The sequence below is a fragment of the Pasteurella atlantica genome, from assembly GCF_963693435.1.
Taxonomy (GTDB): Bacteria; Pseudomonadota; Gammaproteobacteria; order Enterobacterales; family Pasteurellaceae; genus Phocoenobacter; species Phocoenobacter atlanticus.
Window position 1 is genome coordinate 894,690 of the sequence record NZ_OY856306.1, and the last position, 17,556, is coordinate 912,245.

Here is a 17,556-nt window from a genome sequence, read left to right on the forward strand (position 1 = left end):
TGCAGTATTAAAATATGTAGGCTGTACATTTTTGTGTAAAAAACATACTTTTTTAAAGGAGTTTTAAAAACAATAATACGTAGAATTTTTATTCTTTTAGTGTCATTTATGGATTTTAATGATTTAGATAATCATCCATTTGGATGAGATATTCTAATGATAGGGCGTTTGATATTTAAATTTATACTGATTATTTCTTTAAATCTAAGTATTTTTTCATTTATTTTTAATACGACTATTTTCCCAAAGATAGTGTCATCTTAGAGAAAAAAGGGACTTACAGTTAATTTTAAAATTTAAATAAAATGCATTTAAATCAATGTGTTACATACTCTTCTCCGCTGTATCAACAGTCACTGAAAATGATACGGATGGAGATGGTAATCCAGAAACATTTAAAAAAGTAATTCAAGATAATATTATTTTTACTCAGGATGATGGTCAATCTCGAGCAACTACTATAGAGAATGCGACTATTTCATATAATGATGATGGTACGAAAACTATTACTTATAAAATAGATAAATATGGTAATGGCAAACTTGTTCAAGATCGTATTGATACTATTGATGGCGATGATAATGTATCTAAATCTATAACTTATGAACATAATGATCTTTCTGGTCTTAAACAAGAGATTGTTACTACTTATACATATGAAGATGGTATGGTTAAAACAAAATCTATTGATAATGTAGGAGAAGAGAGGGATCTAACAATCACCTATACTTATACTCCTGAAGGTGATGTAAAAACTGAAAAGCATGATTATATAAATCATGATAAATGGGATCATGTGCAAACTAATAATATTGTTGAAGATGGTCTCATAAAATCATATGATTTAAGTTACACTAATGGTAATGAGATCTCAGTAGAACAAATATTTGAGGATGGGAAAAAAGTTTCAAAAATATCGAAAAAAGATGGTGCAGTAATTGAAGATCTGAACTATCTGTATAATAATGAGGATGGACATTTGATCAAATCTAATGATATCAATGATCTTCGTTACTATATTAATATTTATGACGACATGGAGCATAAAGTTAAATTTATTTATGATCATAAACAAAACGATGCTAAAGATTATTCTCTAACATACAATTATGATGAGCATATTCATGTTTCTAGTCAATATGAATCTGCTAATCGTTCTTACATAGACTATCATAAATATAATGATGAAAAATCAAGTAAAATAATGGATGTAAGAGACGATAATGTAGATGGTTCTATTGATAAAATTTTTGTTCAAAGATCACTAACATTAGATTACCAAGATGAATATGCTACTGTTAAGGAAATCCAGATTTCAGATGTAAATAATAATCTATTAACTATTTCAGATGAGACATTAACTAATATCATTACTAATAATGGAGCAGATAAGTTAGTTATTAAAACATCGAGAGAACATAGTACTTTGGATTTAGGTGATAGCTTTATAAAAACAGGTGAAAAAGAAATTTATGAAGGTAAAAATTATATTAAATATGCGGATGACTCAGGACTGACTGTGATTGTTGAACCTGATATCGATGTTATTTAAGTAAACTTTAAATAGATAGTCAATATGAAGAATTCAAATTTGAAGTGCAACGCACCCAAATGACAGAATTCCATAAACTGTGTAAGCTCTAAAAATAGGGTTTAAGATTATTCTTGAATCCTATCTTCAAAAAACCTGTATTGCTAAAAACAATACAGGTTTTGTTTATGTTCTATAAAATACCATTCTAAAATAAGTTGACGGTTAAATTTACAACATTTCTCTAACCAAACTAGGATGTTTATTTAAAAGCCCTGCAAGGGTCACTGCAACGCCAGATGGTTCGACTCTACCTTGTTCCCAATCTCGTAAAGTACCAATAGGTGTTCTGATTAATTTAGCAAACTCATTTTGTGTCATTGTTAGCTTAGTACGAGTGCTCTTTAATAAAATGCTTTCAGGGGAATGTTTCACACCTTTTCCCTCGTTCATTTCCTGTAAAGCATTTGCAAGCTCTGGTAATGACTGTCCTGCATCTAACTCACACGCTTTCACAACACTATCAATATTTAAATTATTAATATCCATTTTAAACCTCATTTTTAAGATATTTTAATTGTTTGGCAGTCGTATTCTCTTGCTTATTTTTACTATATGCGTATACAAGTGTTACCTCAAATTCAGATGAATTATAATAAATAACACGATTACCCCCACGCTTGCCAGAATGTTTACTCGCCCAGCGTAGTTTTCTAAATCCTCCACTTTGTGGAACCACATCACCGTCCTCATAATTAATTGCAATATAATTAATGAGCTCATCAATTTCATCATCACTCCATATTTGGCGAGATGTTTTAATAAAGGTAGGTAATTCAATTACTGTTTTCATACTTATATTATACTGGTTATCCGTATTAAAACAAATCTTTTTAGATACCATACTAAAATCTGTATAAGTTAAACAAAAAACCTATATTGCCAAAAACAATACAGGTTTTTCAATGTCTTATTCAACCTCAAACAAACTTGCAAAATATTCTAAACATCTTACCGCTTGTTTAAGGTGAAGTTGATTCAATATTATGACACAATAGCGACAGAGATATCTGGGTCTACAATGATTGCATTGCCAGCCTCGTCCGTGTATTTCACATAGTCTTGACCGCTGTGAGATTCTGTTTCAGTGGTTTTGGTGAAGTTACCCTCTAATCTTAATTCATCACCTGAAACCCAGCTTTTTACAATCACTTTATGACTATTTTCATCATTGGCAATTTTATCTAGTGTGTCATCAGTGATAGTGAGTGTTACATCCTCTTTATTGAAGAGGATATTTTTCACTCCAGATATATCAAATTTTTCTGATTCAGATACTGTATGATTTCCATAGATATTTACGTAATCTATATTTTCACCATCCGTGAGATTATCATAATAGCGGGCAACTTTTTCTTCAGAGTTATTGTATTCATAATGCGATATAGCTGATACCTTATTATCTTCTATATGCCCATTATATACGGTTTCTTTTATAAATAGACCTGTTGAATTATCATACTCATAAAAATGCTCAATAGATACTTTATCAGTAGCTATATCTTTAACAGATGCATAATTAGAACGAACAGACATACGTCCTTCATCATTATATTCATATGTATTACCTGTTACTGAAATAGTATCCGTTCCCACCACATCTTTAATATCCGTAATATCTTCAAGTCCGTCGTAGTATTTTCCTCTACGTTGCTCTACAAATTGTCCTTTTTCATTATAAAGTGAGAAGTTATACCAATCTTTCTGACCATCGTTATTATAGTCATAGGTGCGTAAATTCCATAATTCACCATTAGTAAACTCATTTATCTGGTTGATATTCTCTTCGGTTCCAATACTACGAACTCTACTAACTCTGTATTCGTTATTCTCATCCATAGTATAAACCTCAATAACTTCATCCTTATCGATTGTTCCGTTACCATTACTATCATGGAGATATTTTACTTGATGATTTTCTTCATCATGCTCAATTGTAGTAATACTATCAATTTTTCCATCACCCTGATAATCAGTTTCAATTCTTGTGGTGTGACCGTTTTTATCTACAACCTCTGTTCTGACCTCATTATTTTCGTCATTGGTATACTTGATAGCTTTTGAACCGTCTGCTGCACGATAAAGAACTTCTCCTTTTTCTGTCGTTACAAACCCAGCTCGACTAACATGAGTAACATCAATGGTTTTGTCTAATTCTCCATCATCATTAGAATCTCTTTCCACAGTAGTGGTCGTTTTAGGGTTTACACCTGATTTTACATCAAAAGCAGTTTTAACAGTGATTATTTCTTCAGGATGTCCATCACTATCTTGGTCTGTCGTTGTTTCTGCAGACTTAACTCTACCTTTTGAGTCTTCAATAGTTGTGACTGTTTTTTCAGGATTTCCATCACTGTCTTTATCTTCTGCAATAGATTTAGTTTCTAACGTCCCATTACCATTTGTATCTTCTTGAGTTGTGGTAATAGTAGAGCCATCCGCATTTTTCACTATTTCAGTGACTTTTTCTGGTTTACCGTCTTCATTCATATCAACAGTTATGGTGACCTTATCAATGGTACCATCATCGTTAATATCTTCTGATACTGTAATTGTGTCGTCTTTGCCGTCACCGTCAGTATCTTTTTTAGTCGTTATAAGCTCTGGCGTGCCGTCTCCATCCTTGTCTAGTTCAGTGACTGTTGATACAACATTACCGTCTTTATCTGTAGTAGTAATTACAGTTTCAAGATTTAAACCATCGTCATCAGCATCAGTCATTACCGCTACTACATCGTTACCATCTTTATCTTTAGATGTTGTTGTTGCAGTTTCTGGGATGCCATCACTGTCTTTATCTTGAGCAACAGTTGTACTTTCTAACGTACCATCGTCATTTGCATCAACTTTGGTTGTAGTAGTTGTTGAACCGTCATCATTTTTCACAGATTCAGTGACTTTTTCAGGGTTACCATCGTCATCTGCGTCTACTGTTACAGTTTCTTTCGTTGTGTTACCTTCAGGATCTTTTTCAGTTACTGTTTCAGTATCTAAAATGTCATCATCATTAGTATCAACTTTAGTTGTTGTTACAGTTGAACCATCTGGTTGAGTTACTGTTTCAGTTACTTTGTTTGGTTTACCGTTATCATCTGTATCTTCAGTTACAGTTTCTTTAGTAGAACCATCTGGATTTGTTACTGTTTCAGTAATTTTTTCTGGTGTACCGTCTTCATCTAAGTCAACAGTTTCTGTTACTTTGTCAGCTGTTCCGTCATCGTTAGTATCTTCTGATACAGTCTTAGTATCGTCTTTACCATCTTTGTCGGTATCTGCATCTGTTGTTGTAGTTTCTGGGTTACCATCACTGTCTTTGTCTTCTGCAACAGTTGTGCTGTCTACTTTGCCGTCGTCATCTTCATCAACTTTAGTTGTTGTTGTAGTTGAACCATCGTCATTTTTCACAGTTTCAGTAGTTTTCTCTGGGTTACCATCGTCATCTGCGTCTACTGTTACAGTTTCTTTAGTAGTTTCACCTTTAGGATCTTTTTCAGTTACTGTTTCAGTATCTAAAATGCCATCGCCATTAGTGTCTTCTTTAGTTGTAGTTACAGTTGAACCGTCTGGTTTAGTTACTGTTTCAGTTACTTTGTTTGGTTTACCGTCATCATCTGTATCTTCAGTTACAGTTTCAGTAGTAGAACCATCTTCGTTAGTCACTGTTTCAGTCGTTTTCTCAGGGTTACCATCTTCATCTAAGTCAACAGTTGTAGTTACTTTGTCTGCTTTTCCATCATCGTTGGTATCTTCAGTTACTGTTTTAGTATCATCTTTACCGTCGCCATCTGTGTCTTTAGACTCAGTTGTTTTTTCTGGATTTCCATCACTGTCTTTATCTTCTGCAACAGTTGTGCTGTCTACTTTACCATCGTCATTTTCATCAACTTTGGTTGTAGTCGTTGTTGAACCGTCGTCATTTTTCACAGTTTCAGTGGTTTTTTCTGGGTTACCATCGTCGTCTTTATCTACTTTTACAGTTTCTTTAGTAGTGTTACCTTTAGGATCTTTTTCAGTTACTGTTTCAGTATCTAAAATGCCGTCACCGTTAGTATCTTCTTTAGTTGTTGTAGTAGTAGAACCGTCTGGGTTAGTTACAGTTGTTGTAACTGAATCTGGTTTACCATTGTCATCTTTGTCTTCTGTTACAGTTGTGGTGGTTGTACCATCATCATTTTTCACTGTTTCAGTTGTTTTTTCTGGGTTACCATCAACGTCTTTATCTACAGTTACAGTTTCTTTTGTAGTTTCACCTTTAGGATCTTTCTCAGTTACTGTTGTAGTGTCTAATTTACCGTCACCGTTAGTGTCAGTTTTATTTGTTGTAGTAGTAGAACCATCTGGATTAGTTACAGTTGTTGTAACTGAATCTGGTTTACCATTGTCATCTTTGTCTTCTGTTACAGTTGTGGTGGTTGTACCATCATCATTTTTCACTGTTTCAGTTGTTTTTTCTGGGTTACCATCAACGTCTTTATCTACAGTTACAGTTTCTTTTGTAGTTTCACCTTTAGGATCTTTCTCAGTTACTGTTGTAGTGTCTAATTTACCGTCACCGTTAGTGTCAGTTTTATTTGTTGTGGTAGTAGAACCGTCTGGATTAGTTACAGTTGTTGTAACTGAATCTGGTTTACCATCGTCATTTTTGTCTACAGTTGTTGTTACGTCAGTTACTTTACCTGTAGAGTCAGTTGTAGTTACAGTTGTTGTATCTAACGTACCGTCACCATTGGTGTCAGTTTTAGTTGTAGTAGTGGTTGAACCATCTTTGTTTGTTACTGTTGTTGTAACTGAGTCTGGTTTACCATCATCATTTTTGTCTACAGTTGTTGTTACGTCAGTTACTTTACCTGTAGAATCAGTTGTAGTTACAGTTGTTGTATCTAATGTACCGTCACCATTGGTGTCAGTTTTGGTTGTTGTAGTGGTTGAACCATCTTTGTTTGTTACAGTTGTTGTAACTGAATCTGGTTTACCATCATTATTTTTATCTACAGTCGTTGTTGTATTAACTACTTTACCTGTAGAATCTTTTGTTACTGTGGTTGTGGTATCTAATTTACCATCACCTGTTGTATCTGTTTTTGTGGTATCGGTTGTTGTACCATCTTGATTAGTTGTTGTGTTACCGTTACCTGTGTCAGGTTTGTATGCAACTCCGTCACCATCTTTGTGTTTAAGTGCTGAAGCCACACCTAGAGCGGCACCAAATGCTCCTAAACCTAATAAAACACCACTAAGGATAGTACCTTCTCCGCCTGCAGCAACTACGCCAGCTTCACTTGTTGCATCTACGTATAAACCGTTAGATAACAATACATCTTCTGAAGTTTGTGAGCTTAACATTGCTAGGTCATCACCTAATAATTCTGATACTTCGCCGTAAGTTAGTGCTTTACTGTTAACAATGTTGCCTGAGAAATTATCTATTTCAAGTAAGTAGATTGATTTACCTTCTTCTGGATTTAAAAGTAAATTGCGTGGGATATCAAAGTAATCTTCAACTGTTACCTCTTTGCCATTACGTAATTTAACTAGCAAGTCATCGCCCTTTCTACTGGTAGAAGCGATACTTTCTTTACTGAATGGAAGAACAACGTATTTTGTTAATCCTAAGTTTCTGATTGTGTTCATAAGAGTTTTCCTCATTAATTCATAAAAAGCTCTATTTCTCTCCATAAATATTATATTTACTAAGCCAAACATAGAATAAAGACTACTCATTGTAAAAAAAAAAAAAAAAAAACAAGCGAAAGATAACAATCTAGTGCAATATTTAACAAAATTGTTTGTAAAATAAGCGATTTTGTAACCAAAAATAATCAAAATGAGAATTTGAGTAAGTTTTTTGCAAAGTTTTATTAAAATGTAACCGCTAATAGCTGATTTAAAAATCTTTATGCTAAAACTCCCTAATCAAATTCAAAATCCTTTTATCTGAAATCGGATACGGCGTACCTAACTGTTGGGCGAATAAACTCACTCTTAACTCCTCAATCATATAGCGAATTTCTAAAATTTCATTAGGAATGGCTTTTGATTTTGGTAACTTAGCAAGTAATTGTTGATAAGCATTTTGTACCTGTTCGACACGTAACATTTTGGCACGATCTTGGTTTGGATCGATACCAAGTTTGTCTAAACGCTTCTCTATAGCGGTAAGATAACGTTGTAAATTTGCAAGTTTGGTATACCCCATTTCCGTGACAAAATTTGGGTAAATTAAGTGGTTGATTTGGTTTTTAATGTCCGACATTGCAAACGCCATTGTGAAATCTAACTTACCTTTTAAGCGTTTGTTTAAATCAAAGGTTAAGGTTAAGATTTTTTCGACTTGTTGGGCAATATCTACCGTCATTTCATTGAGATTTTCACGAATATACGCTTTGAGTTTATCAAAATCATCTTCATTCCACACAAATCCGCCAAAGTCTTCGATTAATTTATCCACTGCACAGGCAATACAATCATCAATTAAACTTAATACATTACCAAAAGGCGTGAAATACAAACCAAGTTTAGCTTTATTTGGTAGTTTTTCGTGTAAATATTTAATTGGGGAAGGTACGTTTAACAACAGTAAGCGGCGTAAACCTTGTTGCATTGCAACTTGTTGCTCGTATTCTGTTTCAAACAATTTAATCCCTACCGCATCTTTTTCATCAACAATAGCTGGATAGGCTTTGACGGTAAAATCTCGTTTCTTTTGCTCATAAAATTGTGGAAGTTGATCAAAATTCCAAATATGAATGCCACTTTGTTCAATACGATCATCCGCCACTGCAGAAAGGCTGCGTTGTACTTTATCTTTTAGCATAAATTTTAATTCATCTAAATTCATACTTTCGGCAATTTTTTTCCCTTTATCATTAATTACTCTAAAGGTTATTTTTAAGTGAGCAGGAAGTTGCTCTAAATTCCATAGTTCAGGATCAACACTCACGCCTGTCATTCGACGCAGTTCGTAGGTTAGACTTTCAAGCAAAGGCTTTTCAAAAGGCACGGCTTTTGCTAAAAATGCCTCCGTATAATTCGGTGCTGGCACAAAGTTACGGCGAGTGGCTTTTGGTAGCGATTTAATGAGAGAAATCACAAGCTCACGGCGTAATCCCGGAATTTGCCAATCAAATCCTTGTGGTTCAATTTGGTTTAATAGTGGTAGAGGAATATGAACTGTCACACCATCTGCTTCTTTACCTATCTCAAATTGATAGCTTAATTTTAATTTGAGATTGCCTTGATGCCAAAAGTTAGGAAAATCTAATTCACTAACATTATTGGCATTTTCGTTGATCAAAAAGGACTTTTCAAAATTCAGCAATTCAGGATCTTTTTTGCTGGCTTTTTTCCACCACGTATCAAAATGCTTGCTCGATACCACTTCTGTGCCGATACGCTGATCATAAAATTCAAACAGGGTTTCTTCATCCACCAAAATATCACGACGACGGGTTTTGTGTTCCAAGTCTTCTACTTCTTGCACTAAGCGGGTATTTTGTTTGAAGAATTTGTAATTATTCAGCCATTCGCCTTCCACCAACGCAGAACGAATAAAAATCTCACGGCTAACAACAGGATCAATACCGCCAAAATTGACATTACGTTTTGCCACAATCGGCAATCCATAAAGGGTGACTTTTTCAGCGGCAATTACTGCCCCTTTGGATTTTTCCCAATGGGGTTCGCTGTAATTGGATTTGATAAGGTGCAAGGCTAACGGCTCAATCCATTCTGGCTCGATTTTTGCGACCATTCGCCCCCATAATTTTGAGGTTTCTACCAATTCCGACGCCATAATCCATTTTGGTTGCTTTTTGAATAGCGAGGAGCTTGGAAAGATTGAAAAATGGGAATTTCTCGCCCCCAAATAAGTCATTTTTTCAGGCTCTTTCATACCGATATGGGACAATAAACCTGTCAATAAAGCGGTGTGAATTTGTACATAATTTGCAGGTTCGCTGTTGATCGGCATTTTTAATTCACGCACCGTTAAACGCAGTTGATGATAAATATCCTGCCATTCACGGACACGCAAATAGTTCAAATAATCCTGACGACATAAGCGTCTAAATTTATTTTGAGTTAATTCCTTCTGATTTTTACGGATAAAATGCCACAGGTTCACAAAAGAGAGAAAATCCGATTCTTTATCGGCAAAACGGCGATGTTTATCGTCTGCCGATTGCTGTTTCTCTTGTGGACGCTCTCTTGGATCTTGGATCGATAAGGCAGAAACGATCATCATCACTTCGTGTAACGATCCATTTTGACTTGCCGCAATAGCCATTCTTGCCAAGCGTGGATCGATAGGTAACTGAGCGAGCTGACGACCGATAGGTGTAAGTTCACGTTTTTGTCCATACTTAGTTTTACGATAATGGAATGCTTGTAATTCTTCTAATAGCTTAATTCCGTCTTGGATATTACGAGAATCGGGTGGATCAACAAAAGGAAATGCCCCAATATCATCTAAACCAAGCGAAGTCATTTGCAAAATAACCGCCGCTAAGTTAGTGCGTAAAATTTCAGGATCGGTAAATTCAGGACGAGAATTGAAATCGTCTTCGGAGTATAAACGGATACAAATCCCGTCACTAATACGCCCACAACGTCCTTTACGCTGATTGGCGGACGCTTGTGAAATCGGCTCAATCGGTAAGCGTTGCACTTTGGTGCGATAGCTATAACGAGAAATGCGAGCCGTTCCCGTATCAATCACATATTTGATATTCGGAATGGTTAAGGACGTTTCCGCCACATTGGTTGCTAAAATAATGCGGTTTAAATTACTTGGGTGAAAAATACGTTGCTGTTCGCTAGACGATAACCGTGCGTAAAGGGGCAAAATTTCAGTTAAGTGCAAATTCTGTTTTTCAAGTGCGTCAGCGGTATCACGAATTTCTCGTTCGCCATTCATAAAGATCAAAATATCGCCACGTCCTTCGGCTTGCAGTTCATCAACCGCATTCAAAATACCTTGTAGCTGGTCTTGATCCTCTTCTTCCAACACAGGACGATAACGCACTTCCACAGGATAAGTTCTACCTGACACCTCAATAATCGGTGCATTGTTAAAGTGCTTTGAAAAACGCTCAACGTCAATGGTCGCAGAGGTAATAATCACTTTTAAATCAGGACGTTTTTTTAGAATTTGTTTTAAATAACCTAAAATAAAATCATTATTCAGACTACGTTCGTGGGCTTCATCGATGATTAAAGTATCGTACTGATTAAGGTAACGATCCGTTTGAATTTCCGCAAGCAGAATACCGTCCGTCATCAATTTAATCAGGGAATTATCGCTTACTTGATCGTTAAAACGCACTTTATAACCAACAATATCGCCTAATTCTGTTTCTAACTCTTCGGCAACACGATTTGCCACCGAGCGTGCTGCAATTCGGCGAGGCTGAGTATGACCGATTAACCCTTTGACCCCACGTCCTAATTCCAAACACATTTTTGGTAGCTGAGTTGTTTTTCCTGAACCGGTTTCTCCTGCGATAACCACGACTTGATTTTCTTGAATGGTTTTTAGGATTTCATCACGGCGACTACTGACAGGTAAACTAGGGTAGGAAATTTTTAAATTTTGTAATAATGATTTTTTATGACTAAAAAAAGCCTGTGCTGTAGAAATTGCATTTTTTATCTCAGAAGTGACCGCTTGTTTTGCGTCTTCTTTATGGATATTAGCTAAACCACGAATACGACCACTTAAACGACGACTGTCACTAATCGTCATTTTTTGTAACTCTTTCATTAACGCTTTTTGTTCATCACTAAGCGGTCGGATTTTTTTGTTTTTTTGCAAATGGCTTTGTTGTAAATGACTTTGTTGTAAATTTTTTTTCATAATAAATTAAAGTAGTTTTTCCATTATCGTTTCTACAATTTCTTTGTGATATATAATTATATCTTTTTTATCTGAATTTTTGGATGGCGCATTTTAGCCATTCATCGCTATTTCTAAATAGTAAGGACACCAAAAGGTGCCCTGTTACATACCTATTTCTTCAAATATTTTCTAAAATATAATACGTAAGCCATTAATATTAATAAGATCAATCCACAGACAATTGAAAGAGGAGATGCTGCCATACTATGCGCTTGAATCATTTGATTTTTTAAACCTATATGAAAGAAATTGGCTAAATAATCAGTAATCCAACCGAAAACAAAACTTATCAAAATCAAACAGCTTAAATAAATAACTAATATTTTTTTACCTAATTCTTGTTTAACAATGGCTAAGGTCGCCACATTCGTTGCGGGACCTGCAAGTAAAAAGACTAAAATTGCACCTGGTGAAACTCCTGCAAAGAGTAGTCCCACTGCTAAAGGTGTACTAGAGGTTGCACAAATATACATTGGCACACCCATTAATGCCATAATCAAATAAGCATAAGAACTTGCTCCCCAAGTTTCTAAAAATTCAGAAGGTATCCAAGTAATAATAGCTGCAGAAATAATTAATCCTATTAATAACCACATTGCAGTATCATTAACCAAGTCAATTAAACTAAATTGAAACCAACGGTACACTTTTTTAGAAAAAGAGAGGGCGTCTTGAGGTTCTTGTTTAGAAGAACAACAACTTTTCTTTGGTTGCTCCACTTGTTGAGAAGCACAACAATGTGTTTTAGGTTCTTCTTTAGTGCTACAACATTGTTTATTATGATGAGAATGCTTAAGGGGATGAGACTCCGTTTCTTTACTATCAATCTCTTTTTTTTCAAAAAACATAACGGTTAAGCCCGTTATAATTGCTGTTGTCACTGCAGCAATTGGGCGAATTACCGCCATAAAAGGACCTAATAATGCATAAGTAACGGCAATAGAATCTACACCAGTTTCAGGGCTAGCAATCAAAAATGAAGTTGTTGCCGCTTTAGAGGCACCAGAGCGACGAATACCTAATGCAACAGGAATAACACTACAGGAGCAGAGAGGAATAGGTGCACCAATTAATGCGCCTTTAACAACCGAAATCACATTTTTCCCTCCTAAATGTTTATGTAGAAAATTAGGTGGAAGTGCAAATTTTATTAGTCCAGACATTAGAAATCCAAACAAAAGCCAAGGAGCTGATTCAAATAAAAGCATAAAGAAATTTTGAATAAAAAGGGTTAGGTTATTCATAGTCGTATCCTTAATAAGGTGTTGGGTGAGAACACTCATTTGTATGAGCTAGCATATTATCTAGCAATTGTGCAACGTGATGATCTGCTAATGAGTAAAAAATATATTTTTCTTCTCGTCTTTTTTTAACGAGATTAGATTCAAATAAAATTTTTAGTCGTGCAGAAATTGTGCCAATCTTAGAGTTTTCTAATTCTGCTAACTCATTTACGCAGCATTCTTTTTGTTGTAAATGCAGTAATAGTTGAAGGCGAGCAGGGTCACCTAAGGCATTAAACATTTTAGCGGCTTGCTCTAGTGATATTGAATTTAAAAGAGAAGATGGCATAGTTTTATTCACTTTTAACCTCATTGTTTTAAATAATCAATCATTCTTCCAAATGATAGAATGTTAATTAAATAAAGTCAATAATAATATTTATAAATTGAGGGATAATTACTGGAAAACTGTAAATTTTTATCTATTGATTTTTAGAAATTAACAGTATTCCCCCCTCCCTAACCCTCCCCCGCGAAGCGGAGGAGGGAATTTGGATTTTTATACAAATGAAGGTGAGCATTTCTTCCTATGCACAAAAAAATTCCTCCCCCGCGAAGCGGAGGAGGGAATTTGGATTTTTATACAAATGAAGGTGAACATTTCTTACTATGCACAAAAAAATTCCTCCCCCGCGAAGCGGAGGAGGGAATTTGGATTTTTATACAAATGAAGGTGAACATTTCTTCCTATGCACAAAAAAATTCCTCCCCCGCGAAGCGGAGGAGGGAATTTGGATTTTTATACAAATGAAGGTGAGCATTTCTTCCTATGTACAAAAAAATTCCTCCCCCGCGAAGCGGAGGAGGGAATTTGGATTTTTATACAAATGAAGGTGAACATTTCTTCCTATGCACAAAAAAATTCCTCCCTCCGCGAAGCAGAGGAGGGAATTGGATTTTTATACAAATGAAGGTGAGCATTTCTTCCTATGCACAAAAAAATTCCTCCCTCCGCTTGCGGGGGGAGGTTAGGAGGGGGGCTTAAGTATGCTTTTGCTTAGGAATAACTAAGGCAAGCCCCTCAAAGTTTTATAGGTTTAAAGGGCTTTTAAATATAACGAAAAAACTAGTAACTAAGTTTTCTAACCAATTGAATTACTTCATTAATTTGATTATCAGAGAGTTTTCCATCGAATTTAACCCCATTGTTATTAAATAATCAATCATTCTTTCAAGTGATAGAATGTTAATTAAATAAAGTCAATAATAATATTTATAAATTGAGGGATAATTACTGGAAAACTGTAAATTTTTATCTATTGATTTTTAGAAATTAACAGTATTCCCCCCTCCCTAACCCTCCCCCGCGAAGCGGAGGAGGGAATTTGGATTTTTATACAAATGAAGGTGAACATTTCTTCCTATGCACAAAAAAATTCCTCCCTCCGCGAAGCAGAGGAGGGAATTTGGATTTTTATACAAATGAAGGTGAGCATTTCTTCCTATGCACAAAAAAATTCCTCCCCCGCGAAGCAGCGGAGGGAATTTGGATTTTTATACAAATGAAGGTGAGCATTTCTTCCTATGTACAAAAAATTCCCTCCCCCGCGAAGCGGAGGAGGGAATTTGGATTTTTATACAAATGAAGGTGAGCATTTCTTCCTATGCACAAAAAAATTCCTCCCCCGCGAAGCAGCGGAGGGAATTTGGATTTTTATACAAATGAAGGTGAGCATTTCTTCCTATGCACAAAAAAATTCCTCCCCCGCGAAGCGGAGGAGGGAATTTGGATTTTTATACAAATGAAGGTGAGCATTTCTTCCTATGTACAAAAAAATTCCTCCCTCCGCTTGCGGGGGGAGGTTAGGAGGGGGGCTTAAGTATGCTTTTGCTTAGGAATAACTAAGGCAAGCCCCTCAAAGTTTTATAGGTTTAAAGGGCTTTTAAATATAACGAAAAAACTAGTAACTAAGTTTTCTAACCAATTGAATTACTTCATTAATTTGATTATCAGAGAGTTTTCCATCGAATACAAATTGAACCTTACCATTTTTATCTAGAACTGCCACAAAATTATCTTTTGGTTTTAAATTCCAAGCTTTCTTAACAGTACCATTTTGATCTAACACTACCTGACTATGTGCATTTTTTAGTTTACCTTTTTTGGCTTTACTTTTTACGAATACACCAGTACCAAAGGTTGAATCATCAACGTTAATGATAGTTGTAGTTTGATAAGTTGAACGGTTAAAGTGAGCGTTACGAATTGCTTCAATTAATGCACTATTTTTCTCTTTAGCATCACTTCTACCAGCAAAATGATTGACTACCCTTACTTTCCCCGCTAAAGAGCGAGAGTTCCACTCTTGATAAATAATATCATTATTTTTTTTGATAAGTTCACCATCTTCAACTACGGTAACATTCGGTAATCCTTGATTTAATTGAATATTGTGAGCCATTGTGAGTGGTGAAAAGAGAGCGAGCAAAACAAATAATTTTTTCATTTTTTAACCTTTTACTATTGAATTATGAAATTAAGCACCCATTTTAGCATTAAAAGGTGTGATAGGGAGAGTGGTTTTACCTCTTGGTAGATTTTTCTCGTCTAAATGTCGATTTTGTGATATTTTAGCACCGTATTTTTTAATTTAATTTTTTAAGGAGTTTTATATGGGCGCTCAAGGTGGCACAATGCAAATGATTTTAATGTTAGTCGTTTTTGGTGGGATTTTCTATTTTATGGTTTATCGTCCACAAGCCAAACGTCAAAAAGAACAAAAAGCACTTTTAGATAGTCTTTCAAAAGGCGATGAAGTGTTAATTAGTGGTGGTTTGATGGGCAAAATTACTAAAGTTGCTGATGAAAATATCGTTATGGCATTAAATGAGACAACTGAAGTAACGATTCGTCGTGATTTCGTTGTGGCAACTTTACCTAAGGGTTCAGTTAAATCACTTTAATTTTTTTCATTTTAATACAGGATTAAATTGTGTTAAATCGTTTTCCTTTATGGAAGAACCTGATGGTGATCTTTATGGTCGCCATTGGTGCATTATATGCACTTCCAAATTTATATGGTGAAGATCCGTCAGTACAAATTTCTGGTACTAGAGGACAAACCGCAACTACTGAAACACTTGCTAAAGTACAAAGTGTTTTATCTTCAATGAAAATCAATCCAAAAGGCATTAATCTTGAAAAAGGGGCAATTTTAGTTCGTCTTGAAAAAGAAAATGAACAGCTTCCAGTAAAAGAAAAAATTGCTGATGTGTTAGGGAATGATTATTCAGTCGCATTAAACTTAGCCCCTGCAACACCAAGTTGGTTAGCCGATATTGGCGGAAAGCCAATGCGAAGAGGGTTAGATTTATTAGGTGGTGTTCGCTTCTTAATGGAAGTAGATATGAACACCAGCTTAGCAAAACAACAAGAAATGTTGCAAGACAGCTTGCGTACCGAATTGCGTAAAGAAAAATTAAAATATAAAGCGGTCAGAAAATTAGAAGATTTTGCAACAGAGATTGTCTTTGTGGATTCCGATACCGCAGATAAAGCATTCCGCTTTATTCGTGATTATCATAATAACTTAGATTTAACCTATGCTTCTTCTAATGTGTTGTTATTAAAACCATCAGCAGCAGGGTTAGCAGATTCTCGTAGTGCAGCAATTGAACAAAACTTATCAATTTTACGTAAACGTGTTGAAGAATTAGGGGTGTCAGAACCAACAATTCAGCGACAAGGTGCAGATCGTATTGTGGTTGAATTACCAGGGGTTCAAGATACTGCTCGAGCAAAAGAAATTTTAGGTGCAACAGCAACGTTAGAATTTCGTTTAGTGAATACAGAAGCCAATCAAGCCTTAGTTTCTCAAGGAATTATTCCTGCCAATTCTGAGCTGAAAATAGATAAAAATAATCGTCCAGTACTACTTTATCGTAAAGCTGAAGTGGGAGGGGAGCATATTATTGATGCTACGGCTGGAAAAGATGACAGAGGGTTACCACAAGTTAGTATCAAACTAGATAGTGAAGGTGGTAATTTAATGGCAGAAACCACTAAACGAGCATTAAAAAAACCAATGGCAACTCTTTACCGTGAATACAAAGATTCAGGGAAAAAAGATGCGAATGGTAAAGTGATTTTGGATAAGCACGAAGAAGTGATTAATGTAGCAACCATTCAAGGACGTTTTGGTAGTCAATTCCAAATTACAGGGATTGACTCTTCAGCAGAAGCGCAAAACTTAGCCGTATTATTACGTTCAGGGGCATTAATTGCACCAATTGTGATCGTGCAAGAGCGTACTATTGGTGCATCTTTGGGGGCTGATAATGTGGCACAAGGTATGAATGCTGCGTTACTTGGTTTAGCATTAACCGTCTTTTTCTGCTTAGTGTATTACAAAATATTTGGTTTATTTGCAACTGCAGCTTTATTAGCAAATATGGTATTAACAATCGGTTTAATGTCATTAATTGGTGCAACCTTAACAATGCCGGGTATTGCAGGGATTGTGCTTTCTGTTGGTATGTCTGTTGATGCTAACGTATTGATTTATGAGCGTATTAAAGAAGAAATTCGTAATGGTCGTTCAATTCAACACGCAATCCACGAGGGCTATAGCGGTGCGTTTTCCAGTATTTTTGACTCAAACTTAACCACTATTTTAACTGCTGTTATTCTTTATGCAGTAGGAACAGGTCCAATTAAAGGTTTTGCAATCACGCTTTCGTTAGGGGTGATGATCTCAATGTTTACTGCAATTATTGGAACTCGTATGCTAGTTAACTGGCGATATGGTGGTAAACGAGTGAGTAAATTGTGGATTTAAGGAAGAATA

At 35.4% G+C, this 17,556-nt stretch carries 10 protein-coding genes; 3 read left to right on the forward strand and 7 right to left on the reverse strand.

What is annotated here, in order from left to right:
• Nucleotides 1–319: 319 nt before the first annotated feature.
• On the forward strand, nt 320–1,552 hold the full coding sequence (locus tag U9966_RS04300) for a hypothetical protein (protein ID WP_306349920.1): 1,233 nt from the start codon (nt 320–322) through the stop codon (nt 1,550–1,552).
• Nucleotides 1,553–1,762: 210 nt separating this feature from the next.
• Here the strand turns inward: U9966_RS04300 and U9966_RS04305 are convergent, their stop codons facing one another.
• The 7 genes from U9966_RS04305 to U9966_RS04335 all read right to left on the reverse strand — a co-directional run bounded on the left by U9966_RS04305 (nt 1,763) and on the right by U9966_RS04335 (nt 15,216).
• Nucleotides 1,763–2,080, reverse strand: a complete 318-nt coding sequence (locus U9966_RS04305) for a helix-turn-helix domain-containing protein (protein ID WP_306347328.1) — start codon at nt 2,078–2,080, stop codon at nt 1,763–1,765.
• 1 nt (nt 2,081) lies between these two features.
• Nucleotides 2,082–2,384 (reverse strand): type II toxin-antitoxin system RelE/ParE family toxin, encoded by a 303-nt coding sequence (locus U9966_RS04310; protein ID WP_306347327.1) that lies wholly within the window; start codon nt 2,382–2,384, stop codon nt 2,082–2,084.
• 191 nt (nt 2,385–2,575) lie between these two features.
• Nucleotides 2,576–7,222: a BapA/Bap/LapF family prefix-like domain-containing protein gene (locus U9966_RS04315; protein WP_306347326.1), complete on the reverse strand. Its 4,647-nt coding sequence runs from the start codon at nt 7,220–7,222 to the stop codon at nt 2,576–2,578.
• Nucleotides 7,223–7,490: 268 nt separating this feature from the next.
• Entirely contained in the window at nt 7,491–11,444 is a 3,954-nt protein-coding gene (gene hrpA / locus U9966_RS04320; RefSeq protein ID WP_306347325.1) for an ATP-dependent RNA helicase HrpA, read from the reverse strand.
• 152 nt (nt 11,445–11,596) lie between these two features.
• Nucleotides 11,597–12,730, reverse strand: coding sequence for an SO_0444 family Cu/Zn efflux transporter (locus tag U9966_RS04325; protein ID WP_306348772.1), 1,134 nt, complete (start codon nt 12,728–12,730; stop codon nt 11,597–11,599).
• Between the two features lie 10 nt (nt 12,731–12,740).
• Nucleotides 12,741–13,070, reverse strand: a complete 330-nt coding sequence (locus U9966_RS04330) for an ArsR/SmtB family transcription factor (protein WP_306347324.1) — start codon at nt 13,068–13,070, stop codon at nt 12,741–12,743.
• Between the two features lie 1,600 nt (nt 13,071–14,670).
• The gene (locus U9966_RS04335) at nt 14,671–15,216 is read right to left on the reverse strand and encodes a YtfJ family protein (RefSeq protein ID WP_306347322.1); all 546 of its coding nucleotides are present in this window, start codon (nt 15,214–15,216) and stop codon (nt 14,671–14,673) included.
• Nucleotides 15,217–15,382: 166 nt separating this feature from the next.
• Here U9966_RS04335 and yajC point away from each other — a divergent pair, with 166 nt between their 5' ends.
• The gene (yajC, locus tag U9966_RS04340) at nt 15,383–15,673 is read left to right on the forward strand and encodes a preprotein translocase subunit YajC (protein WP_090922563.1); all 291 of its coding nucleotides are present in this window, start codon (nt 15,383–15,385) and stop codon (nt 15,671–15,673) included.
• A 29-nt stretch (nt 15,674–15,702) separates the two neighbouring features.
• Complete coding sequence (gene secD / locus U9966_RS04345; RefSeq protein ID WP_306347321.1) at nt 15,703–17,547, forward strand: protein translocase subunit SecD; 1,845 nt, start codon at nt 15,703–15,705, stop codon at nt 17,545–17,547.
• Nucleotides 17,548–17,556: the final 9 nt, after the last annotated feature.